A 23,564-nucleotide genomic window follows, 5' to 3' on the forward strand; every position below is an offset into this window, starting at 1 on the left:
AGATTCTATTAGGCTTTCCTAAAGTGTCCGACAAATTTTTTCTGGCTTGAATTGCTGCATTGCATTATTTTGAGTCTTATTGAAAATTTAATTGCTTAACTATCATATAGTTAATTTTATTAAATTACTTTTTTTCAAAGTCAATATAGTATTAAAAAAAACAATAGTAAACATTAAATATTATTGATTGTCGACATAGTTTTCTGTCACGTACTATCGGGAACATAGTGTTAAGCAGGGCTTTAGCACAATAAGTTTTGATTGATTGACTCCGAGGACTTTTACCATGACTTTATCTCGTCAAGAGCAAATCGCTGCTTTAGAAAAAGATTGGGCAACCAATCCACGCTGGAAAAATGTCAAGCGTGGTTACAGTGCGGCTGACGTTGTACGCCTACGTGGCTCAATGCAACCTGAATATACCTTAGCGCAACAAGGTGCTGAGAAGTTGTGGAAGCGGGTAAATGGTGAAGCGAAGAAAGGTTATGTGAATGCGTTCGGTGCGATCACTGCCGGTCAAGCCATGCAACAGGCTAAAGCGGGCTTAGAAGCAGTTTATCTATCTGGCTGGCAGGTTGCCGCAGACGGTAATACCTCTGAAACTATGTACCCAGACCAATCTTTATACGCCTATGATTCAGTACCAACGATGGTGCGTCGTATCAATAATACCTTCAAACGTGCAGACGAAATCCAATGGTCTCGCGGTATTAACCCAGGCGATAAGGAATTCGTTGATTACTTCTTACCAATCGTTGCGGACGCGGAAGCTGGTTTTGGTGGCGTATTAAATGCGTTTGAATTAATGAAGAACATGATCGCAGCAGGTGCAGCGGGTGTTCACTTTGAAGACCAATTGGCTGCGGTTAAAAAATGCGGTCACATGGGTGGTAAAGTATTAGTTCCAACGGGCGAAGCGGTTGAAAAGTTAATTGCTGCACGTTTTGCGGCTGATGTGATGGGTGTTCCGACTATCGTTTTAGCGCGTACTGATGCTGAAGCAGCTAATCTGTTAACTTCTGATCACGATGCAAACGATAAACCTTTCTTAACTGGCGAACGTACTCAGGAAGGTTTCTACCGTGTACGTAATGGTTTAGAACAAGCGATTAGCCGTGGTATCGCTTACGCTCCCTACGCTGATTTAGTATGGTGTGAAACAGGTACACCTGATTTAGGTTTTGCACGTGAATTCGCGCAAGCCGTTCAAGCCGCATGTCCAGGTAAATTGTTATCTTATAACTGCTCACCTTCTTTCAACTGGAAGAAAAACTTAGATGATGTAACTATCGCTAAATTCCAAGATGAATTATCAGCATTAGGTTATAAATATCAATTCATTACCTTAGCGGGTATCCATATCAACTGGTTCAACACCTTCCAATTCGCGCATAACTATGCACGCGGCGAAGGTATGAAACACTATGTGAACATGGTTCAAGAACCAGAATTCGCAGCACGTGACAAAGGTTACACCTTCGTATCTCACCAACAAGAAGTTGGCGCAGGTTACTTCGATGACGTAACAACCGTTATCCAAGGTGGTTCTTCTAGCGTTAAAGCCTTAAGTGGTTCCACTGAAGAAGAACAATTCCATTAAGATCTGAACCCCTCCCTAACCCTCCCCTTATCAAGGGAGGGAATTAAGAAATACTGCTAATCTAATAGATTAGTCTTACTCCTCCCCTTATCAGGGGAGGTTGGTAGGGGTTGCAATCCCAACAGTGAACAACCCTTCCTGTGCTTTTCCTGATAAGGGAAGGTTAGGAGGGGTTTTTTGTATAAGGAGATTTTTATGTCAGATTTTAAAACCGCTGATTTATTAGACGATCACGAAGATAAACCCCTACAAGTTGTGCAACCAGGTTTTCATAACTTTGGCGGACGTAATAAGTTTGCTGGTGAAATTGTTACGATCAAGATTCATGAAGACAATTCATTAGTACGCGAATTCGTAGCGATGGAAGGCAAGGGCAAGGTACTTGTGGTTGATGGTGGTGGTTCTACTCGTTGTGCATTGCTAGGTGATATGTTAGCTGAGAAAGCAGCCAAAAATGGTTGGGAAGGCGTAATCGTTTACGGTCTAATTCGCGATTCAGTTGATATTGGCAAAATGGATATTGGCGTGAAGGCTTTAGGTACTATTCCGTTAAAAAGCGTAAAGCGTGGTTTTGGTGTGAAAGGCGAGCCTGTACATTTCCATGATGTGACCTTTACACAAGGCGAGTACGTTTATTCGGATGAAGATGGGATTATTGTGTCACCGGTGAGTTTATTAGCTTAAGTTCAAGCAGAGTAGTTGTAGAGGTTGGTTTACCACTAACCTCTCAGGTTTCCAGCGTGGATGTTTTTCTTCTATTCCCAAAGGATTAAATGCAGAATTCTAAGCTGCTTTTGGGATATAGACGAGCAGTGTTGATATTATTAGTGTACAGGCATTGCTTTGCCCAGAGGCTCTTATGTCAGCAGAATTTCCCATTGTAGCGATTACAGGTGCGTCTGATCACAGCACGACCACCATCACACAAGCTTTACAGCATATTTTCTACCGTGAGCGAATTAAGGCTGTATATGTCTCTGGCAGTGGTTTTCATCGGTATGATCGTAAAACCATGCGTGCTGAACTCTTAAAAGCGAGGCAAGAAGAGCGGAATCTCAGCCATTTCGGCCCAGAAGGTAATCATTTCGATAAATTAGAGTCATTATTTTTCCAGTATGCTGCCACTGGTACGGGTCAATTTCGTTACTATCTGCATTCAGATCAATTCGCTCAAGAAATTGGTTTAGAACCTGGCACTTTTAGCCCGTGGCAACAGATGGATCCGGATAATGATCTCTTACTGTATCGGGGTTTACATGGGGCAGTGATTCATGGGGATGTTGATATTTCGAGCTATCCAGACTTACTGATTGGTGCGATTCCAAGCATCAATTTAGAAATGATGCGGCGGATTGATCGCGATTTAAAGCAGGGTCTGTCGCATGAGGAGGTGCGCCAAGTTGTACTGGATCGACTGAGTGATTATGTGAACTACATTACTCCACAGTTTGGGCGCACGCATATTAATTTCCAAATCATGCCAATGGTGGACACCTCCAATCCGTTTCAGTTTGAGGAAGTACCTAGCTTGGATGAGTGTTATATCGTGATTCACTTCCAGAAAATTGCTAAGCGCTTTGAGATGCCTAGACTGCTTAAGCTGATTCCAAATGCGTTTATGACTCGGCGTGATCAAATGGTGATGCCAGGCGCACAGATGAAAACGGCGATTGAGATTATTTTAATGCCTTTAATTCAAGAGCTTATTGCTGAAAGTCGGCGTATAAAGGGGATTGCAGAGGTTGCACCTGAGCGAGGGGCTGGAATTTTAGGTTTTAAAGGCCAGTTAGTCCTTTAAGTGCTTACCTAGGACATTTGCAGTTAATGGTGCACTTTATAAAGATCAGTTATGATGCGCATCTTTTAAAAATAAGCTAACAAAGGGCATTGGCTATGAAAAAAATTTTCTTAGGTTTGACGTTTGCGGCAAGCTTAGGTTTGTCTACACTGGCACAAGCCGCTAATCCTAAAGTGCTGATTGAAACCAGCAAAGGCAATATTACCGTTGAGCTAGATGCAGAAAAAGCCCCGAAAACGGTTGAGAACTTCCTAGGCTACGTAAAAGACGATTTTTATAAAGACACTATTTTCCACCGTGTAATTGCCGGTTTCATGGTACAGGGCGGCGGTATGAATGCTGACTTGAGTGAAAAAACGGTTAAAGCTTCGATTAAAAATGAAGCCAACAATGGCCTAAAAAATACGCGCGGTACGATTGCAATGGCACGCACACCCAATCCCGATTCAGCCAGTTCACAATTTTTTATTAATGTGGTCGACAATGATTTCCTAAACTTCAGAAGTGAAACACCTCAAGGCTGGGGTTATGCAGTATTTGGGAAAGTGACTGAAGGTATGGATGTGGTCGATGCGATTGCAGCGGTTAAAACAGGTGAGAAAAATGGTGTACCAGATGTTCCCGTTGATCCTGTTGTGATGAAGAAAGTGAGTGTACTTGAATAAGATTATTTCGGGGCAGACTGCTACTCGAACTCAGGGTAGCAGTCGCTAAGTGTTTATTGGCCTGCTGGCTTATCTAGTTGAAAATTAAATTCATTGCTAGCAGGTTTAGGTGGCTCTGCAGGTTTAGCTTCAGGTGTTGCTTGCGAATTCCCATTAAAGTCAAACTTCATTTCATTACTTGAAGCCGGTGTGCTAGTCGATTCCGGTTTTTTCTCCCCTGAACCTGAGCTGTTATCTAATTGGAAATTCATTTCCGAGCCAGAACTTCCTGAACTAGGTTTATTCGTTTCCATATTAAAGTTTAGTTCTCCACCTTGTTGCACCATATGTGCACCTTTATCGAGGAAAGCAGTGGTCATACTTGGATTGAACATCACCACAAAGGCCATCGCTAATTGAATAATCACCCACGGAATAGCTCCCCAGTAAATATCATTACTCTTCACTTCTTTAGGGGCTACACCACGTAGATAGAACAAAGCAAAACCAAAGGGTGGGTGCATAAATGAAGTCTGTATATTAACCGCTAGCGTTATTCCGAACCAGACCAAAGCTGCTGCTGAGGCTGCCTGTTCATTGCCACCAAATTGCGCTAATAACACGGGCGTTAAAATTTTCTGTGCTACCGGTGCTAAAAGTGGAATCAAAATAAAAGCGATTTCAAAAAAGTCGAGGAAGAACGCTAAGAAGAAAATTGCTAGATTCACGATGATCAAGAATCCTACCCAACCACCCGGTAAACTAGAGAATAGATGCTCAACCCATTTACCACCGTCAACACCTTGGAAGACTACTGAGAAGCAAGTGGAACCAATCAAGATGAAAATTACCATTGAAGTGATGCGCATGGTGGTTTTATAAGCGTCAGTAATCCAATTACGCAATTCAGTAATTTGTGCTGCGCGAATTAACACCCAGACTAAGGCCATGTAAAGAACCGCTAAGGCTAATTTAATCCCATGCCCTAAAGTACTATTCCTATCGGTAACTAAAATAGCGAGGATTAAACCAATCCCTGCCGCCATTAAACCTGCTCTGAGGACTAATTTATCAGAACCCGTAAAGGCAGGATTGCGCATGACTGCTAAAACGACTGCGCCAACAGCTCCCATTGCACCGGACTCCGTGGGAGTAGCTACCCCAAACATAATCGTGCCAAGGACTAAGAAAATTAACACAGCGGTTGGGAGAATCCCTTGTAAGCAGCGAATGACTAAAGCTTTACCCTTTAGGGTGATTTCTTCGGGGGGAATACCTGGTAGCCAATCAGGCTTAATCCGCGTTAAGAAGAAGGTATAGAGCATGAACAGGGCAGATTGAGTTATGGCTGGAATCCATGCACCTAAATACATGCTGCCCACATCCGTGCTAGCCGTTGGGGTTTTCATTTGATCCGCCATAATAATCAGAACTAGAGACGGCGGAACAATCTGTGTAATGGTACCAGATGCAGCTAATACGCCCGTGGCATACCGCATGTTATAGCGATAACGCATCATCACTGGCAGAGCAATCATTGCCATTGCAATAACTTGAGCTGCGACCGTACCCGTCACGGCACCTAACACAAAACCAACTAAAATAACCGAATAGCCTAAACCACCTTTAACACGCCCAAACAGCTGCCCCATCGAATCGAGCATATCTTCGGCAAGCCCACATTTCTCCAGTATTGCCCCCATAAAGGTAAAGAAGGGGATAGCTAAGAGTAGATCGTTGGAGATAACGCTACCAAAAATCCGTTGAGGAATGGCTTGCAGAAAAGAAGTACCAAAGAAACCGTATTCAATCGCAATCAAGGCAAAAAACAAACCTACTGCCATCAAGGAGAAAGCAACAGGAAAGCCAATAATCATAAATAGAACTAAACCACCGAACATGAGGGGTGGCATTATTTCAATTGTCATTATTGAGCCACCTTTTCATAGTCAGTTTTTAGTTCAAGCTGGCCACGCAGCATCGCAACGCGTTTAATCAGCTCAGAAATACCTTGTAGGGTTAAGAGTAAAAACCCAAACGGTACAATAAATTTAACAGGGTAACGAGGCAGGCCACCAGAGTTAGAGGATTGCTCCATCACATGCCAAGATGGCAGAAAGAGAGTAGTCCATGATAACCAAGCAAATAAAATACAGGCGGGTAGTAGGAAGAAAATAAAGCCAAAGATATCAATATATAAGCGGGTACGATCAGAGACATTGCCATACAGCAAGTCAACACGTACATGCCCATTTTCTCGTAAGGTATAAGCGGCACCTAACATGACAGCACCACCAAACAAGTACCACTGTAGTTCAAGCGGCCAGTTATCACTTAAATCGAAACCATAGCGCAGCAAAGCATTGGTAGCGCTGACTAAACAAGCGAGCAAGATAAGTACATTGGCGATTCGGCCAAAGAGGCCATTCATAGTGTCAATGGCTCGCGAAAACTGCATGAGGACGGACATCGCAGCCTCCAGTGGTGAGAGTAAAGATGGGTGGGATTTAGCCCCTCACAGCAGAAGGGCTAAATAGATCATTACTTAGAGTTTCTTATTAAAGCTAAATTTTGCAAATGATTGCTCAGCAACATTGAACCATTGCGCTTCGTTATTGCGGAATACACGCCAATCATCAAATACTTTTTTGAATTTGGGATTTTTCGCAGACTCTTCTTCGTAAGTTTCAACGGATGCTTTAAAGCAAGCCTCTAAAACTTCATCAGGGAAAGGGCGTAATTTAACATCACCACCTAATAGATTCGCTAAAGCCTGTGGGTTTTTCGCATCGTATTTGGCCAGCATATCCATGTGAGCATACATGGTAGCTGCTTCCCAAGCAGCTTGATAAGGAGGAGGGAGTTTTTCCCACTGTTCTTTGTTCACATAAAAAGAAACTTGCGGACCACCTTCCCACCAGCCTGGGGTATAATAATTTTTCGCAACTTTCGCGAAGCCTAATTTCTCATCGTCATAAGGGCCAACCCACTCAGCTGCATCAATCGTGCCTTTTTCAAGAGCTGGATAAATATCACCGCCAGGGATTTGTTGTGGCACAACCCCCAACTTAGACATAACCCGACCAGCAAAGCCTCCAACGCGGAATTTCAAACCTTCTAAGTCTTTAACCGTGTTGATTTCTTTACGGAACCAGCCACCCATTTGTACGCCGGTGCTACCGCCCATAAAGTTGACAATATTGTATTCAGCAAACAGTTCCCGCATCAGTTTCATGCCATTGCCATACATCATCCAGGCAGTTTGCTGGCGTGAGGTCAAGCCAAACGGTACTGCAGCGTCAAAGGCGAAGGTGGGATCTTTACCGAAATAATAATAGGAGACGGTATGACCGGCTTCAACAGTAGCATTTTGTACGGCATCTAAGACTTGCAAGCCGGGAACAATTTCACCCGCAGCAAAGACACGAACTTTAAATTTGCCATCAGTTAATTTTTCTAACATGCCGGCGAAGACTTCAGCGCCCCCATAAATCGCATCTAAGGATTTTGGGAAACTGGATGTGAGACGCCAATTAAGTTCAGGTAAACCAGTGGTAGCTGGTTTATCTTCAGCAAGCAATTGGGTGGATGCTGCCAGAGCCGCTGCCCCAAGCGCACCCTGTTTCAAAAATGCACGACGTTCCATTTTGCTCCTCCATCAATGTTGTAAACTCATACACAATGTTGCGGTTTCGTCCTTATCCTACTGTAGGAACTGGGGAATTGGTAGTCTTGTCTAGCAGGCTAGAGGGTGAAAAGCTGATTTTTTTTAGGAGTAGAAATAAAAAAGGCTACTGTCTAAATGAAGTAGCCTTTTCAATAGAGCCTTCAATCTTACGATTAGGTCATGTGGTTCCCGCCGTTGCAAGCGAAGTTCGCACCGGTAGTAAAGCCTGCTGAATCGGAGGCTAACCAAGTGACGATAGAAGCGATTTCTTCAGGAGTACCTAAGCGCTTGACTGGAATAGTGGCAACGATTTTCTCTAAAACGTCTTCACGAATAGCACGCACCATATCGGTAGCGATATAACCCGGAGATACGGTATTCACCGTAACACCTTTGTTCGCTAATTCTTGCGCTAAGGCCATAGTGAAACCGTGCATACCCGCTTTCGCAGTAGAGTAGTTAGTTTGACCGGCTTGGCCTTTTTGACCGTTGACAGAAGAAATATTGATAATACGTCCCCAACCTTGGTCAGCCATATCATCAACCACTTGCTTAGTGACGAAGAATAAGGAGTTTAAGTTGGTATCAATGACCGCTTTCCAATTCTCTAGGGTCATTTTACGGAACATGCCGTCTTTGGTGATGCCTGCATTATTGACTAACACACTGACAGGGCCTAAGTCGGCTTTGACTTTGTCAAAAGCGGCTTTAGTGCTATCCCAATCAGAGACGTTACCTTCAGAAGCATGGAATTCATAGCCCAGTTCTTTTTGCTCGCCAAGCCAGCGATCTTTGCGTGGTGAGTTTGGACCACAACCCGCAACAACAGTGAAACCTGCTTTAGACAGAGCTTGGCAAATAGACGTACCAATTCCACCCATACCACCCGTAACATAAGCTACTTTTTGAGTCATATGACTTCTCCTCCTAATTATTGGTCTAGAATGCGAACTATATAATAACTTAGTGTGTGCATGACAGGCTAATTTTAATTAACTCCCGATTTACTATTAATTTTGCTCATAAAGCGCTTTCTAGCCTAGTCATACCCTACTGTGGTGGTTGTACTGGCTTATTGCCAGTATCAGGGAGCTATGCCAAGAGTATGCGTTTTAAGTGTGCAGTTCCACAGCAATTCGCTCAATATCTTGATAAACTCAAGTTTTACCACAGGTGCTAATGGGGCTGCTGTGCTTAGCTATAAAGCTAGCTGATCGAGTAGTCTTTATAATTTCTAGGCACAAAAATTGCTTGTTAGTGAATAACATTAAAAAAGGAAGCTGTGTATGAATCAGGAGTGGAGCCGCTATAACCCGCAGCCGTTTCATGACGAGCTCATGGTTGCTTGTCAGGAGAGTCGGCCACATAGCAGTAAGCTAGTGAATTATCTGGCTAATCTTAGCCGTGATAATTTCTGTCATCGGGTCGAGGAGTCCGAGCGGGTGATCCGCGAAATGGGGATTACCTTCACGATTTATAGCGATGCTGGCAATATTGATCGGGCTTGGCCTTTTGACATCATTCCACGCGCTATTTCTGGTAGTGAATGGAGTCGCACTGAAACAGGGCTGAAGCAACGCATCCGCGCACTAAATATGTTCATTCAGGATGTTTATAATGAGCGTCGGGCGATTCGCGATGGTGTCATCCCTGAAGAGGTGGTGATGCAATCCAAGGGTTATCGCGAAGCCTGTGTCGGCATGACTCCACCGCATGGTGTTTGGGCGAATATCTGTGGCTCAGATTTGGTAAGGCATAATGATGGTGTTATGTATGTGCTAGAAGATAATCTGCGGGTGCCTTCTGGTGTTGCCTATATGCTGGAAAATCGCCGTATCACTAAGCGTGTACTGCCGGAAATTTTTAATTTGCTGCCGATTAGTCCAGTGAGTCCTTATCCTGAGCAGCTTTATAATATGTTGGCATCCCTGCGCCCTGATTTAGAGCAACCGACTATCGCTTTACTCACTCCAGGTATTTATAACTCTGCTTATTTCGAACATGCCTATTTAGCGCAAAAAGCGGGCTTAGTTTTATTGGAAGGCGCTGACTTAATGGTTGGCAAAGACAATTATGTCTATATGAAAACTATTCAAGGCCCTGAGCGTGTTGATGTGATTTATCGGCGGATTGATGATGATTTCATTGATCCTGAAGTCTTCCGCAAAGATTCAATGCTGGGGGTGCCGGGGATTATGCGCGCTTGGCGTGAAGGCAAAGTGGCAATTGCAAATGCACCGGGTTGCGGGGTAGCGGATGATAAAGTCATTTATGCTTATGTACCCGATATGATTCGTTATTTCTTAGGTGAAGAGCCATCTTTACCCAATGTACCCACTTGGGTTTGCCGTAAGCCAGAAGAGCGTGCGTATGTGTTAGAGCATTTGCCCGAGTTAGTAGTTAAACCCGCGAATGAATCAGGTGGTTATGGCATGTTGGTCGGGCCACACTCCACGCCTGAAAAAGTTGAAGAATTCCGCACTTTGATCCAAGAGAATCCCAATAACTATATAGCTCAGCCTACTTTGAGCTTATCGGTGAATCCTACTTGGTGTGGCGATAAGGTTGCCGCGCGGCATTTAGATTTGCGCCCCTTTATTTTAAGTGGCAAAGACATTTATGTAACTCCTGGTGGTTTAACTCGAGTAGCGATGGTAGAAGGCTCTTTAGTAGTGAACTCGTCCCAAGGTGGTGGGAGTAAAGACACTTGGATTGTTGCTGACCAGGCTCTGGAAGGGGGGGCACTATGATGTTATCTCGTGTGGCTGAGCGGGTTTACTGGATGGCGCGCTATTTAGAGCGGGCTGACAATACCGCACGCCTGATTAGTGCCCATACCGTTTTATTAATGGATTTGCCAGAAGCTTTAGAGTTTAACTGGTTTACGCCAGTCGTTATTTTCAATGCTGAGACACAGTACAAAGAGTCTTATCCTGAAATCAACGAAGAAAACGTGATGCGTTTCCTGATTGCTGATCGGGATAATTCTTCTTCATTGTTAGGCTCGTTTGCGAATGTACGGGAAAATGTACGCACTTCCTTAGATTTACTTCCCGAAGAAATCTGGGAACAGGTCAATCAAACCTATATGCAATTACAAGCTGCTTTGCCGTCCTTAAGTAGTCGGCACAGTCGGCAAATGGTGTTAAGGGATGTGATGGCGGCTTGTCAGCGGATTCGCGGGGTTCTAGAAAATCACTTAAGCCGTGATCATGCGTTCGATTTCATGCAAATTGGTAAGCACGTCGAACGTGCCGATATGACCAGTCGTACCTTAGAAATGACCTCCCTCTTATTAGCAGAAGATCGTAGCCATGCATTACGGCGCTATGAAAGCATACTCTGGTCGAGTTTATTATCCGCATTAGGCGGACAACAAATGTATTTGCGGCATAAGAATTCGCGGATTGTGGCACGCGATGTTCTTGAGTTTTTATGTCAGGACCTACAGTTCCCACGTTCCTTATTGTATTCATTGACCGGTGTTAATTTCTATTTAAAGCGCTTACCTGAACCTAGTGCCGTGAGTGCTATTAGTTCAAAGATTGCTGAGCAATTTGCTAAACAAGACATTACTGCGATTCCGGTGGATCAGATTCACTGGTTTATGGATCGCTTACAAGCTGATTTAACTGTTTTACATAGTGAAATTGCCCAAACTTGGTTTTATCCAGAAACGGATTTTTCGCAGTTGCAAGCGCAATCACAGGGCTAATTGAGGGTTTACATGAGTATCCAAGTTGCACTTCACCATAAAACCACTTACACCTTTGACCAATTTATTAATGTATTTCCGCATGTCATTCGCTTACGACCAGCAGCACATAGCCGTACACCGATTCATGCTTATTCTTTAACAATTGGCGCAACTAATTATTTTATTAACTGGCAACAAGATGTGTTTGGGAATTACCTTGCGCGCCTAGTTTTTCCTGAGCGTTTAAAAGAACTCAGCATTGAAGTCAATTTAATCGCCGATATGGTGTCGATTAATCCCTTTGATTTCTTTGTGGAAGAGTATGCGACTCAATATCCATTTGCCTACAAAGATAATTTAAAAAAGGAATTACAACCTTATTTAGAAATTACTGAATCAGGCTCTTTATTAAAAGGTTGGGTAGATTCAGTCAGTCGCGACAAGCTCAATATCAATGATTTTCTGGTTAATCTAAATCAGCGCTTGCAAAAAGATATTGGCTATAACATCCGTATGGAGCCAGGGGTTCAGAGTTGCGAGGAAACTTTAACGATTCGGCGTGGCTCTTGCCGTGATACCGCTTGGTTACTGGTGCAAATTCTGCGTCATTTAGGTTTAGCCGCGCGCTTTGTCTCGGGTTATTTAGTGCAACTCACGGCTGATCAAAAATCCTTGGATGGTCCCAGTGGGCCAGAGGCGGATTTCACTGATTTACATGCATGGACTGAAGTCTATGTACCCGGTGCGGGCTGGATTGGCCTTGACCCAACTTCAGGCTTGTTTGCTAGCGAAGGGCATATTCCTTTGGCTTGTACGCCAGATCCTGCTTCCGCAGCGCCGGTAGAGGGTGCAACTGGGGTTTGTCAGGTTAGTTTCGCCTATGAAAATAGTGTGCGTCGGATTCATGAAGATCCCCGTGTCACCAAACCCTATACTGATGAGCAATGGGCGCAAATTCTGAGCTTGGGGGAGCAAGTTGAGCAAGACTTAAAAGCTAATGATGTGCGCATGACGATGGGGGGGGAGCCAACCTTCGTTTCGATTGATGATATGGATTCAGCACAATGGAATACGGCTGCTTTAGGAGAGCATAAGCGCTCCTTAGCGGGCGTGCTCTTGAAGAAGATGCAGGCACATTTTGCGCCGAATAGTGTGCTGCAGTACGGTCAAGGTAAATGGTATCCGGGTGAACCCTTTCCGCGTTGGGCTTTAGGTTGCTTTTGGCGTCCTGATGGTAAACCCGTATGGCTTGAGCAAAAATGGCTGGCTGAAGATGGCAAAGATTACGGCTTAACTGAAGCAGATGCCAAACGTTTTGCAGATACGCTCTGTACTAGTTTAGGGATTTCGCCTACCTATGTGCGTGCAGGCTATGAAGACCGTTTGTATTATTTGTGGAAGGAATCTAACCAGCCACCAAATGTCGATTGGTTGACTCTCAATCTACGTGATAGCAAGCATCGGAACGATTTAGTGCTGAGCTTACAGCGTGGTTTGGATACTCCAACGGGTTTCGCGCTGCCGCTTAGTTGGAGTCATGAGCAACAGCGTTGGACAGGCACACCTTGGTATTTCCGTCGTGAAGAGATGTATTTGATTCCGGGAAATTCACCGATGGGTTTCCGTTTACCCCTCGATTCTTTAGTGTGGGTAGCAGAGACTGAGCGCGATGTTGAAAATCAGCCTTGCCCGTTTGAGGATAAGCAAGCTTTACCTGATTTTCATGAGGAAGCAGCAAAAGCGGGTACTAGTGAGTCTAAGGAAAAAGAGCCACTCTATGCGAGTTGGTATGATATTCCGCGTACCGCTATTTGCATTGAAGTTCGCCAAGGTCGCTTGCATGTGTTCCTGCCCCCGTTGAATTATTTGGAGCATTATTTAGAGCTATTGGCGCATTTGGAAAAAACAGCCGCTAAGCTTAATATGCCTATCATGCTTGAAGGTTATGAGCCGCCTTCTGATCCACGCTTGAAGTCCTTCAAAATTACTCCAGACCCAGGAGTGATCGAGGTGAATATTCATCCGGCAGCTGACTGGCATGCTTTAGTAGAAAATACTGAGGTGCTGTATGAGCTGGCGCGTGAATCCCGCTTAGGTACAGAAAAGTTCATGCTGGATGGTCGCCATACCGGCACGGGTGGTGGTAATCATGTGACGATGGGTGCGGCGACACCGACTGATAGCCCCTTCTTGCGCCGCCCCGATTTATTGCGCAGTTTATTGACGTACTGGCAGCATCATCCGGGTTTATCTTATTTATTCTCAGGCATGTTCATTGGCCCGACCAGCCAAGCGCCACGGGTGGATGAAGCGCGTAATGAAAGCTTGTATGAGCTAGAAATTGCTTTCCAGCAAATGCCCGATGGTGAAAGTAATCAGCCTTGGTTAGTCGATCGCTTATTGCGTAATCTCTTGGTGGATATTACTGGGAATACGCATCGTTCTGAGTTTTGTATTGATAAGCTGTATTCACCCGATTCCTTCAGTGGTCGCCAAGGTTTGTTGGAGCTACGTGCATTTGAAATGCCACCGCATGCACGGATGTCCATTATGCAAATGCTGTTGGTGCGTGCTTTAGTGGCACGTTTCTGGAAAGAGCCTTATAAGCATAAATTGGTGCGTTGGGGCACTGAGCTGCATGATCGTTTTATGCTGCCTTTTTATGTCGAGCAGGACATGAAGGAAGTCTGTGAGGAGTTGCAATTAGCAGGCTATAACTTTGATTCAAAATGGTTGGAGCCTTTCCAAGAATTCCGCTTCCCTGTGTATGGGCGGGTGCAATATCGAGGGATTGAAATCGAACTACGTGCGGCTTTAGAACCTTGGCATATTCTCGGTGAGGAGCTAAGTAATACAGGCACGGCGCGCTTTGTGGATTCGTCGATGGAGCGCTTACAGATCAAAGTAACTGGTTTAACCGAGTCGCGTTATATTATTGTTTGTAATGGCGTTGAGATTCCCTTACGTAAAACCGATGTACATGGTCAATATGTGACTGGGATTCGCTATCGGGCTTGGCAACCACCCTCGGCCTTACATCCCACCATTGGCGTGCATTCACCTTTAGTCTTTGACATTGTGGATACTTGGAATAATCGTTCGATTGGTGGCTGTGCTTATCATGTGGTACATCCGGGTGGACGCAGCTATGAGACTTTCCCTGTGAATGCTTTTGAAGCTGAAGGGCGGCGAATTTCGCGTTTCCGCGCTGATATGGACATTATGCAGGATCGCCAACCAGTCCCTGAGCCGAAGATGTTTAGCTCTACAGCAACACGTACTTTCTTACCTCAAGGTAGTGAGCCGGGAGTTGCTATATCTTTGAAACCCGCTAAAGTAAATCCAGAATATCCGCATACTTTGGATTTACGCCGTCATTAAAGTCGCAACTTAAAAAGCAAAAAGGCAGGGTTAACCTGCCTTTTATATTTTTTATCTAAGTCTACATTAATTGGTGGTGGGTAATGGGGGCATCGCACGGAATGCATTATACAACTGGCTAGCCCATTGCTGGCGAATTTGCAGCAAATAAGGATGGTCAGGGCCAAAACGATAGTGGCGTTCAACTACTAAAGCATCCTTGCGATACATTAACACTTCAATCGGTGGCCCGACGCTTGCGTTACTTTTCATCGTAGAGTCCATTGAAATCAGTGAGCAGACTGCAGCATCATCCATAGTAGTCTCTAGATCAATAAAGCGATCTAGCACGGGTTTGCCATATTTACTTTCACCAATTTGCAAATAAGGGGTTTCTTCTGAGGTAGTAATGTGATTACCTTGTGGGTAAATCAAAAAAGCACGTACACGTCCACCTTGAATTTGCCCTGCCAAAATGAGGGAGGCATCAGGTACAAAACCAGAGCTTTCGGTATAGCGGCGAATACGATTGACTAATAAGTCACCTACGTAATCAGCAATATCCCCCATATAGTTCAATGTATTCAGGTTGGTTTTATTGTCATCGCGAATATCGCGCTGGACTTGCTCAACTACACTTTGAGTCGTTGCCAAATTGCCAGCGGTCATGAGGACGATAAAGCGATCAGGATTGGTTTTGCAAATATTCATTTTGCTATAAGTGCTGACATGATCGATACCCGCATTAGTGCGCGAGTCTGAAGTCAAAACCAAGCCTTCATTTAGGGAAATGCCAATACAATATGTCATACAGTCATCGGGAATTTGCAGTCAAGGAATGTCTACACTAGGGTAGACAAGGGGGCAAGGTCAACAGGTTTCTATGCTAAATCTGCTTATATATAAGTTAAAGGCGTTTAAATATTAACTAATCCTTAACAACTGGTCAGTACGAGCCTTGCATGCTAATCTTAAACAGCGTAAGGTAGTCAACCTTTTTAGCTTTACCCAATCCATCTGACCGCGCACCTACCGGTACTCCAAACAGGCAGCTCCATGACAAATGATGTAACCCCTCCCGTTTCACTCCGTTTTGATGAAATGGCCTTAGCCGCGCCTATTCTGAAGGCGATTAGCGAAGTTGGCTATGAAACCCCCTCTCCTATTCAGGCCGAAAGTATACCTCTACTACTAGAAGGCCAGGATTTGCTCGGCCAAGCACAAACAGGGACAGGGAAAACAGCTGCTTTTGCTTTACCTTTATTAAGCCGCATTGATAGTAATGAGCATTATCCGCAGCTATTAGTATTAGCACCTACCCGTGAACTGGCGATTCAAGTAGCCGAGGCGATGCAAACTTATGCACGCCATTTACCGGGATTCCATGTTCTACCCATTTATGGTGGGCAAAGCATGGGGCAGCAGTTGCGTCAACTGGAGCGCGGTGTACAAGTCGTCGTCGGAACACCAGGGCGGGTTTTAGATCATTTAGGGCGTGGAACTTTAGATTTAAGCCGCCTCAAGGCAGTGGTGCTCGATGAAGCGGACGAAATGTTGCGCATGGGTTTCATCGATGATGTGGATGAAATCCTCAGTCACACGCCGCCAGAGCGGCAAGTAGCTTTATTCTCAGCGACTATGCCTGCACCTATTCGGCGGATTGCGATGCGCCATTTGCATGATCCGGTCGAAATAAAAATTGCGGCTAAGACCACTACAGTTGAAGCGATTACCCAGCGCTATTGGCAAGTGCGGGGCTTGCATAAATTAGATGCACTCACCCGTATTTTGGAGGTGACTGATTTTGACGCGATGATTATTTTCGTGCGTACCAAAATTGTCACTGAAGAATTAGCTGAAAAATTAGAGGCTCGTGGTTATGAGGCGGCCGCTTTAAATGGCGACTTAAATCAACAGCAACGTGAACGCACTATTGAGCGCTTGAAAGATGGCAAATTAGATATTGTCGTGGCAACAGACGTAGCCGCACGTGGTTTGGATGTGCCGCGGATTAGCCATGTAGTCAACTATGATATTCCAAGCGATACCGAATCTTATGTGCATCGGATTGGGCGGACTGGGCGGGCAGGACGCACGGGTGAGGCGATTTTATTCGTTGCACCTCGTGAAAAACGCATGCTTTATGCGATTGAGCAGGCAACACGCCAACGCATTGAACCCATGCAATTACCGACTCGTAGCGAAATTGTTGATCGCCGCATTGATCAGTTTAAACGCCAAATCACTGAGACGATTCAGTCAGAGGAATTAGATTTCTTCCGTGAGTTAATGGAGTCCTTCCAGAATGAGCAAGCGGTAGACATGGAAGATGTCGCGGCTGCTTTAGCCTATTTGGTGCAAAAAGATCAGCCGTTACAACCTGAAATTGAAGATTTACCGCCTGAGCAAGAGCGTAGATCCAATGATCGTCCTGAGCGTGGGCGAGAAGGTGGGCGTGAGCGCGGTGGGCGAGAAGGTGGTGAGCGCCGCGAACGATTCAATGCGACGAGCGATATGGATATGTGTCGTTATCGGATTGAGGTGGGGCGTGAGCATGGCGTACAGCCAAAAAATATCGTCGGTGCCATTGCCAATGAGATTGGTTTAGACAGTAACTTTATCGGCAATATCAGTATTCGGGATCATTTCACCTTGCTGGACTTGCCAGAAGGTATGCCCAAGGACTTATTTGCCCATCTGAAAAATGTCCGAGTATGCGGCAGACCTTTAAATATTGCCGTCGATACGGGTGGGCGCTCACAGGACAATTATGAGCGTTCCGAACGCAAACCTTATGCAGATCGTGGTGGGCGTGCACGGAGTGAGCGTGCAGATTGGTCAAATCGTGAGCGACCTAGCCGTCCAGCTTCAGGTGAGTCTAGTTCCAGAGATTCTGAGCGGGGTGGTCGTGCACGGAGTGAGCGTGCAGATTGGTCAGAGCGTGAACGTCCTAGTCGTGCCGCTTCAGATGAAACTTATAGTGATTCTAGAGCACGTACCAGCTATGCAGAACGTTCTGAACAAGGTACGCAGCGTGAGCGTCGACCTACGCGTGAGGGGGAGCGTGAACAGACTGAGCGTGCTTCCTATAGAGAGCGTAGTGATGCTAATCGTAGCACTAGCAGTCGTGAACGTAGTGATCGTCCTAAAACTCAAGAAAGTTTTGCGGGGCGCGAAAAGGCTAAGCCGAGTCGAGCACGTGATGACAAACCTAAGCGCAATACGAAGGGGAAATCCAATGCCACGCCAAGTAATGACAAGCCACGGCATAAATTAACGTTGAAATCACCTAAAAAATAATTTCGATAAGCCCAAGAAGCTGATGGACTCAGCTTCTTGGGTACCTAACCGTTTATTCCACGATTACCTCATAAGCGACTTCACCTTTTGAACCAGCGTTTAGCTTGCCACTAAAAGTCCAGTCTAAGCTGTTTCCACTCAAACTTGGGATGCAAGCACTGAGTTCCGACGGTGTGGTAACACATTGCTGAGAGTTGCTGACCATTTGCGTGAACTCTGGTACCGAGTCATGCACGATTAGCTCATTCAACAAACCAGTACCAATATTCTCATAGTGAATCCTATAGCGGAGTTTTTCTCCGGGTAAGGCAACATCCCCATTAATATTCCGTGTCACATTCCAGACCGATTTCACTAAACTGAGTTTGCCTTTTCCTGTGTTGGGATCTATTACAGTTGAGTCAATCACTTTAGTCAGATCAGTGTGGACTTGTAGATTCGGTGAACTGATGAGGCTGCCATTACCAAAGGTAAAGCTGCTTTCAATCTCAGCAGTATGAGTAGCACCATCATTAGCATTAGTGGGCGCTAGAACTTTAGTTAATAAGCAAACTTTCTGTCCTGCCGTCACCACTAAGCTACTAGTTAAGGCAGGTTCATTGCTTGCTAATTGTCCATCACAATCCAGATCCTGATAGAAGGTCACCCCCCAAGTCAGATTCATCGGATTAGAGTTTGCCTGTTTCAAGCTAAATAACACACTACCGTTGGTGGCTGCTTGGAAGATGTGTTGATGTAAAACGCTGCCGCCCGGATTGGTGGTTTGCTCATTATCAAGGGTAAAGCTAGGTAGTTTTACATCACCAAAGTTTTTATCCGTGATGGGTGCGCCGACTGTAAAGCTTGCTAAGACATTAGCAGTTGAAGAGAGATAATGGTTTGGATCACGTGCAGTACTCATGTCACAAACAGGGGGAGTCTTTGCATTCGCAGCTTCATAAAGTCGATAGTTACTAGCGGCTACCTGATTAAACACATAGTTGCCTTGTGCATCGGTATTGGCACTTACACAAGTATTGGTGTTGGTATTGAGTAGGACTACTGGAATATCTGCTAAGCCCGGTTCGTTACTGTCACTTAACCCGTTTACATTTTTGTCCTGATAAACTCGTCCACTCACAGGATAGCCGAGACTAAGGGCAAATTGATAATCCTCTACCTCACCATCGGCAGCCACTTCGGTACTTCTAGCTAAAGTAGTGGTTTTAAAGTCGGGATCAGTGGTAATCCGTAAGCGAGCGAAAATAGAACTACCTGTCGGTGGGGTAATGCCTGTCCATTGCAAAACAATCAACTTGTTTAAGCTATTCGCTGGCACATTACCTTGCGTTGCATCATCAGTGCTGTTGTTATTCAAAACAACTACTGAGCGCTCACTACTCTCATCAAAGACTTGATTGTTATTCAAGTCGAGCCAAGCCATGAGTTGTGCTGCTTTAGCTGTTGGGTTCGAAGCCTTCACTGTTAAGCAATAGCTGGTAGCAGTCATTTGTACCGTACCAAACTGTCCATTGGATAATAAGCCACTACATTTTTTGCCGATTTCCCAAGCGGGGAATTCAGTTAGGGAGCTTTCATCATTGCCATCACCGGTTGCATCGGCAGAGTGCGCACTTGTGGCTTCTGCATCGGGAGCTACTACATCAATATAGGGGGCTGGCAAACCTTGTTGAATGTGTGCGGCTACTCCATAACTTACGGGGGCATCGCCATAGTCATAAATTGGGGTTAAACCTAAATCGAGGGTGTAGTTAGAAAAGTCATCACCCGTGCTATCAGTTAAGCCTGCACTATTATCACCTGTGGGTTCATCACCTTTTGGGACTTGACCGGGTAAGGGGGGAGTCGCCGATAAAGTCAGCGTATTGGAGCGAATTCCTACACTGGCAGGTGTACCCGTTTTGTAGCCATCTTGGTTATTGATTTCATTGACATCATTAGCAGCGGGTGCACTGGTGCTATCAATATCCCAACCGGTGAGTTTGCCACCTGTTTGGAATTCACTGGCTGGAATTTCGATATAGTAATCACCTGCTGGAAGTAAATTAAATAAATAACGCCCCGGTTTTTGCAAGCCAGTCGTGGTACTAGTCACTAAGCTACCATCGGCTTTGTATAAATTTACTGTGACGCCATCGGGCGCTGGTTTGTCGATACCAGCATCGTATTTCTGATTGTGATTATTATCGCTGAATAGATAATCCCCCAAAGAGTAACTAGCGATATACACCGTTTCACCATTAGAGCGTAGAAACTGCGTACTAGGTAGTGAGGGTGTATCAAAAGCAAAGCGGTTGGTATAACGGTTACCCGGTTTATTGCCCGTAGCCTCTAAGACTACTGTCGCTTTCATCCCTTGGCGTGGGTTGCCATCTTTCTCTAGGGCGTAATTCGCTACGAATTTAATCGCTGTGGCTTCAGCAAAATTATTTGGGCATCCCATAGCACCATTGCCAAAATCTGTTTCTAAACACCAGTTCGACGTATTTTGATCAGGATTGGAATTAATCGTACTGGGATTATCTTTACTGTAATACCAAGTACCCATGCTGGCTTCTGTGCCACTGGGTACCGAGCCATTCAGCCAAGTAATAGTGGGCGCTTGTTTAAGCAGTAAAGTACCGACAAAATTGGAGGCAGGGCTACGCTCTGCACTGAGGGCTGTGGAGTCACCATTGTAAGGGAATACATCGATAATGGTGGGGGCCGCAATACTGAAAGATTCAGCAAAATTCGCCCAGCTCAAGGTATAAGTTTGGCTATCATTTTGATTGTCTAGACTGGTATCGACTTTTTTCGAAAGCTGAATACTCCCAATCTGCTCTAGGGTAATCGTGTGTGTATCACTCCGCTGAGAGAGAGCCGAAATAAGGGTATCACCTTGAATCTCAAAATAACCGACTACACTGGTGTTATTTTTAGCTAAAGGATCGCTATCAGTACAAATGACTCTTGGAGGAATCGGTACATCAGCGGTAACAGTACCTAAGTTCCAGATTAAGCGCGTATAACCTGTTTTAGTGGCACCATTCCGATCAGTATTAAATTCAACTAAATCAGCCGCAGTGCCAATCACTGTACCGCTGGAGTTGGTATAACTTGCTGTACAAGTTTGGTTATAACTGACTTCGGGGGGTAATTCGGCGATGATTTTGACATTGCTTTCTTGGGGTGGCGTGCTTAATAAGCTTTGAATCGCAGTACTCACTTTCCAGACGATTTGATTGCCTGCCAAGGTGCTAGCTGTGTTACCAGGTGTGGCTAAAGGCACTAAGGTTTCAGAATCCAAGCGCGTACTAGTGCGGGCTAAAGTAACCCGATCGCCGTCTACATGCCCACTTTCTGGTGAGGGTTGATAAGGGCGGGTATTATCTGGTGTCCAGTTGCCGCTCCAATATTCATCGGTACGCACACTGCCGAAGGTAGCCATGACCGTACCCATCGGAATCAGTTGACCGTTATGTGGGCCACCATGAAAGTTATTCCGCGCTGCTAAAGGAGTTACAAAGCGAATGTATTGAGCACTGGATAATTTGACCGTATCTTGCACGCTGTCTTTCAGACGCACTCGTACCATATTGACATCATCAATCCCTGAGCCAACTTGAGTTGGATCAGTTTTCCACGTAGTAGCCGCATTATCGCAACGCGCTAAGCCTTGAGCACTCCATTTACCCTCATAACGTCCGGTTTGATTATTATAATCAGCTGTACCATCGGCATTTTTGTCAATGGGGTCATCTCCAGTGAAATCCATGTGGCCGTATTCAACGACGTAATTGCTAGCGTTGAAGTTACTTGCATTATAGGTTCCCACATAGGCATAAGTGCCTGCAGTCGCGCCAAAGGAGCTGCGATCAACTAATTTTAAAGTGCTATTGTCGAAAATATTACAAGCTTGTGGATGGGATAAATCATTTGAGCCATTATTCCCGAAGTGCAATACACTAGCGAAAGCTTTGCCGGGGGGTAATAAACCTTGTCCTGAGTGCGAGTCATTAGGGGCAAAATAGGAATAACCTGTACCGGCATCATTATCTTGGGGAAAGGCATATTGTGCCCAAGAACCTTGCGTAATGAGGTAATAATTATAAGGCTGTGCAATATTATTACTGATGGAGCTGTCTGGCATTGGATTGCCATTAAAACCTGGCTCTTCTGCACCATTATAGTTTTTAGCGCCAGACACACCTTCAGGGCTAAAGTTACTAAGCGTATTTTTAATATAAATACTGCCTTGGCCATCCATATTACCGTCAGCGCCATCAATCACTCGCATAGGAATAAAAAAGAGCGCCAGCATGTCCATATAGTAATAAGGGCCGGCCGAAAGATCGGTATCTCCAATCGTGCGGGTTGGGTAGCGATTCCCAGACAAATCAGTACCACTAATGGACATCGTGTAGGGAGAGGCAGGATTACTAGGATTGGAACGATTAAAGTTACAAGTGCCAGACTCCGCCACTTTCTTCTCTAGCGGATAAGTTGTTAAATCACTTGCCCCATAAGCTTCCCGTCCCCACAGGTTATCGCCCCAACCAATACTATTGTAATAACAATCCACCATATGATATTCAAAGCCCGAATTGGTATAGTCAGGCCCACTCGCGCTTGCTTTGGTAGCAGATAGGTCAAAGCTATAGGTAAAAGGTTGTTTAATTGCCTCAGTGCCGGATTTTTGTGGTGAAGCTAGGCGCATATTCACCCAAGTGTAATAGCCTTTTTCTAAGCCCTGTCCGACATCACGGTCGCCATAGAGGTAATAGCCCCGAAAGCCACTACTACTCAAATCCATCATGGGGCGTGCTGAAATCTCAATCGGGCCAATGGTTGGGAAAGTATCCGCAATCGCATTCGGCACCCCAGTGTCATCATTTGAATACAAACGCTGGCTACTCGTGAAGCTAGAGCCATTCCATGATTTTCCAGAAATACGCGCAAAGATGGAGAACGAGATTTGCCCCCCATCAGCTAGCTCACCTAAGTTACAAGTGAGTTTAATATCGCCATTACTTTCAGTGGTAATCGCCGAGGGTGGATTGGAACCGCCACCGCCTGCAGGCAAGCAGCGGGCTGGAATACGTGCAAAAGAAAGCACTGCATTAGCACTAGGATGTAGCGTTTGTTCTAGGACTACATTCTTTGGATTAGTTTGCCCGGGTGTATAGCTATTAGCAGTGATCGACCAGTTAAAAATGACATTATCTTGGGTACGTACCTGTCCATTTGCGTCCCCACAGTCATCGCCTGGTGCTGCTTTAGCGCTAGTACTACTACAAGTTCCGGATTCATTAAAGGGTGCCGTGCCTTCTTGTGTACCTGGACCAAATAGACCAAGGCTCAACTCTGGCAAGGCATAAGCTTGAGTACTAGCTAAGCTGAATAACAGTAAACTGAAGAGTAAACAAAAATTTCTAAAGTGAAACCAAGGGCCAGACTTGTGCAGATGCTTGGACAGTACAACGATCATAAGTAGTAAGCCTTATATTTGTTATATT

The 23,564-nt window shown here is 45.1% G+C and carries 14 protein-coding genes; 8 read left to right on the forward strand and 6 right to left on the reverse strand.

Going from position 1 to position 23,564, the window contains the following annotated elements; genetic code table 11:
- The first annotated feature begins 286 nt into the window (after positions 1-286).
- The 4 genes from aceA (at position 287) to Q0230_RS12625 (ending at position 4,063) form a co-directional block, all read left to right on the forward strand.
- The gene (gene aceA, locus Q0230_RS12610; RefSeq protein ID WP_298610472.1) at positions 287-1,600 is read left to right on the forward strand and encodes an isocitrate lyase; all 1,314 of its coding nucleotides are present in this window, start codon (positions 287-289) and stop codon (positions 1,598-1,600) included.
- Positions 1,601-1,795: 195 nt separating this feature from the next.
- Complete coding sequence (rraA, locus tag Q0230_RS12615; protein ID WP_298610474.1) at positions 1,796-2,284, forward strand: ribonuclease E activity regulator RraA; 489 nt, start codon at positions 1,796-1,798, stop codon at positions 2,282-2,284.
- 175 nt (positions 2,285-2,459) lie between these two features.
- Positions 2,460-3,398 carry a phosphoribulokinase gene (locus Q0230_RS12620; protein WP_298610476.1) on the forward strand — a complete coding sequence of 313 codons (939 nt, stop codon included), beginning with the start codon at positions 2,460-2,462 and terminating at the stop codon, positions 3,396-3,398.
- Positions 3,399-3,493: 95 nt separating this feature from the next.
- Entirely contained in the window at positions 3,494-4,063 is a 570-nt protein-coding gene (locus tag Q0230_RS12625) for a peptidylprolyl isomerase (RefSeq protein ID WP_298610478.1), read from the forward strand.
- A 53-nt stretch (positions 4,064-4,116) separates the two neighbouring features.
- Here Q0230_RS12625 and Q0230_RS12630 read toward each other — a convergent pair whose 3' ends face one another.
- From Q0230_RS12630 to phbB, 4 genes are all read right to left on the reverse strand, one after another.
- Positions 4,117-5,970 carry a TRAP transporter large permease subunit gene (locus Q0230_RS12630; protein ID WP_298610480.1) on the reverse strand — a complete coding sequence of 618 codons (1,854 nt, stop codon included), beginning with the start codon at positions 5,968-5,970 and terminating at the stop codon, positions 4,117-4,119.
- Positions 5,970-6,512: a TRAP transporter small permease subunit gene (locus Q0230_RS12635; protein ID WP_298610482.1), complete on the reverse strand. Its 543-nt coding sequence runs from the start codon at positions 6,510-6,512 to the stop codon at positions 5,970-5,972. Before Q0230_RS12635 ends, Q0230_RS12630 begins: the two co-directional genes overlap by 1 nt.
- Positions 6,513-6,587: 75 nt before the next feature.
- Positions 6,588-7,688, reverse strand: coding sequence for a TRAP transporter substrate-binding protein (locus tag Q0230_RS12640; RefSeq protein ID WP_298610483.1), 1,101 nt, complete (start codon positions 7,686-7,688; stop codon positions 6,588-6,590).
- A gap of 194 nt (positions 7,689-7,882) precedes the next feature.
- Positions 7,883-8,623 (reverse strand): acetoacetyl-CoA reductase, encoded by a 741-nt coding sequence (gene phbB, locus Q0230_RS12645; RefSeq protein WP_298610484.1) that lies wholly within the window; start codon positions 8,621-8,623, stop codon positions 7,883-7,885.
- A 372-nt stretch (positions 8,624-8,995) separates the two neighbouring features.
- On the opposite strand from phbB, the gene Q0230_RS12650 reads away from it, so the two are divergent.
- Genes Q0230_RS12650 through Q0230_RS12660 form a run of 3 tightly spaced genes read left to right on the forward strand, consistent with a single transcriptional unit; the run spans position 8,996 to position 14,787 of the window.
- Positions 8,996-10,459, forward strand: a complete 1,464-nt coding sequence (locus Q0230_RS12650; protein ID WP_298610485.1) for a circularly permuted type 2 ATP-grasp protein — start codon at positions 8,996-8,998, stop codon at positions 10,457-10,459.
- Complete coding sequence (locus Q0230_RS12655) at positions 10,456-11,424, forward strand: alpha-E domain-containing protein (RefSeq protein WP_298610486.1); 969 nt, start codon at positions 10,456-10,458, stop codon at positions 11,422-11,424. Before Q0230_RS12650 ends, Q0230_RS12655 begins: the two co-directional genes overlap by 4 nt.
- Before the next feature lie 12 nt (positions 11,425-11,436).
- Positions 11,437-14,787 (forward strand): DUF2126 domain-containing protein, encoded by a 3,351-nt coding sequence (locus Q0230_RS12660; protein ID WP_298610487.1) that lies wholly within the window; start codon positions 11,437-11,439, stop codon positions 14,785-14,787.
- A 66-nt stretch (positions 14,788-14,853) separates the two neighbouring features.
- Here the strand turns inward: Q0230_RS12660 and Q0230_RS12665 are convergent, their stop codons facing one another.
- Complete coding sequence (locus tag Q0230_RS12665) at positions 14,854-15,576, reverse strand: proteasome-type protease (RefSeq protein WP_298610488.1); 723 nt, start codon at positions 15,574-15,576, stop codon at positions 14,854-14,856.
- Between the two features lie 246 nt (positions 15,577-15,822).
- Here Q0230_RS12665 and Q0230_RS12670 point away from each other — a divergent pair, with 246 nt between their 5' ends.
- A complete protein-coding gene (locus Q0230_RS12670) occupies positions 15,823-18,066 on the forward strand; it encodes a DEAD/DEAH box helicase (RefSeq protein WP_367274138.1) in 2,244 nt (747 codons plus the stop codon).
- 52 nt (positions 18,067-18,118) lie between these two features.
- On the opposite strand, the gene Q0230_RS12675 is transcribed toward Q0230_RS12670, so the two are convergent.
- Positions 18,119-23,536, reverse strand: a complete 5,418-nt coding sequence (locus tag Q0230_RS12675) for an SdrD B-like domain-containing protein (RefSeq protein WP_298610489.1) — start codon at positions 23,534-23,536, stop codon at positions 18,119-18,121.
- Between the last annotated feature and the right edge of the window lie 28 nt (positions 23,537-23,564).

This window comes from uncultured Thiothrix sp., assembly GCF_937876535.1.
In the GTDB taxonomy this organism is placed as follows: domain Bacteria; phylum Pseudomonadota; class Gammaproteobacteria; order Thiotrichales; family Thiotrichaceae; genus Thiolinea.

What these genes read in the sequence shown, in the direction of transcription:
- Q0230_RS12635 (WP_298610482.1), bottom strand. Translation starts at nt 6,512, where the DNA reads ATGTCCGTCCTCATGCAGTTTTCGCGAGCCATTGACACTATGAATGGC.
- Q0230_RS12640 (WP_298610483.1), bottom strand. Translation starts at nt 7,688, where the DNA reads ATGGAACGTCGTGCATTTTTGAAACAGGGTGCGCTTGGGGCAGCGGCT.
- Q0230_RS12630 (WP_298610480.1), bottom strand. Translation starts at nt 5,970, where the DNA reads ATGACAATTGAAATAATGCCACCCCTCATGTTCGGTGGTTTAGTTCTA.
- rraA (WP_298610474.1), top strand. Translation starts at nt 1,796, where the DNA reads ATGTCAGATTTTAAAACCGCTGATTTATTAGACGATCACGAAGATAAA.
- Q0230_RS12665 (WP_298610488.1), bottom strand. Translation starts at nt 15,576, where the DNA reads ATGACATATTGTATTGGCATTTCCCTAAATGAAGGCTTGGTTTTGACT.
- Q0230_RS12670 (WP_367274138.1), top strand. Translation starts at nt 15,823, where the DNA reads ATGACAAATGATGTAACCCCTCCCGTTTCACTCCGTTTTGATGAAATG.
- Q0230_RS12675 (WP_298610489.1), bottom strand. Translation starts at nt 23,536, where the DNA reads ATGATCGTTGTACTGTCCAAGCATCTGCACAAGTCTGGCCCTTGGTTT.
- phbB (WP_298610484.1), bottom strand. Translation starts at nt 8,623, where the DNA reads ATGACTCAAAAAGTAGCTTATGTTACGGGTGGTATGGGTGGAATTGGT.
- Q0230_RS12660 (WP_298610487.1), top strand. Translation starts at nt 11,437, where the DNA reads ATGAGTATCCAAGTTGCACTTCACCATAAAACCACTTACACCTTTGAC.
- Q0230_RS12620 (WP_298610476.1), top strand. Translation starts at nt 2,460, where the DNA reads ATGTCAGCAGAATTTCCCATTGTAGCGATTACAGGTGCGTCTGATCAC.
- Q0230_RS12650 (WP_298610485.1), top strand. Translation starts at nt 8,996, where the DNA reads ATGAATCAGGAGTGGAGCCGCTATAACCCGCAGCCGTTTCATGACGAG.
- aceA (WP_298610472.1), top strand. Translation starts at nt 287, where the DNA reads ATGACTTTATCTCGTCAAGAGCAAATCGCTGCTTTAGAAAAAGATTGG.
- Q0230_RS12655 (WP_298610486.1), top strand. Translation starts at nt 10,456, where the DNA reads ATGATGTTATCTCGTGTGGCTGAGCGGGTTTACTGGATGGCGCGCTAT.
- Q0230_RS12625 (WP_298610478.1), top strand. Translation starts at nt 3,494, where the DNA reads ATGAAAAAAATTTTCTTAGGTTTGACGTTTGCGGCAAGCTTAGGTTTG.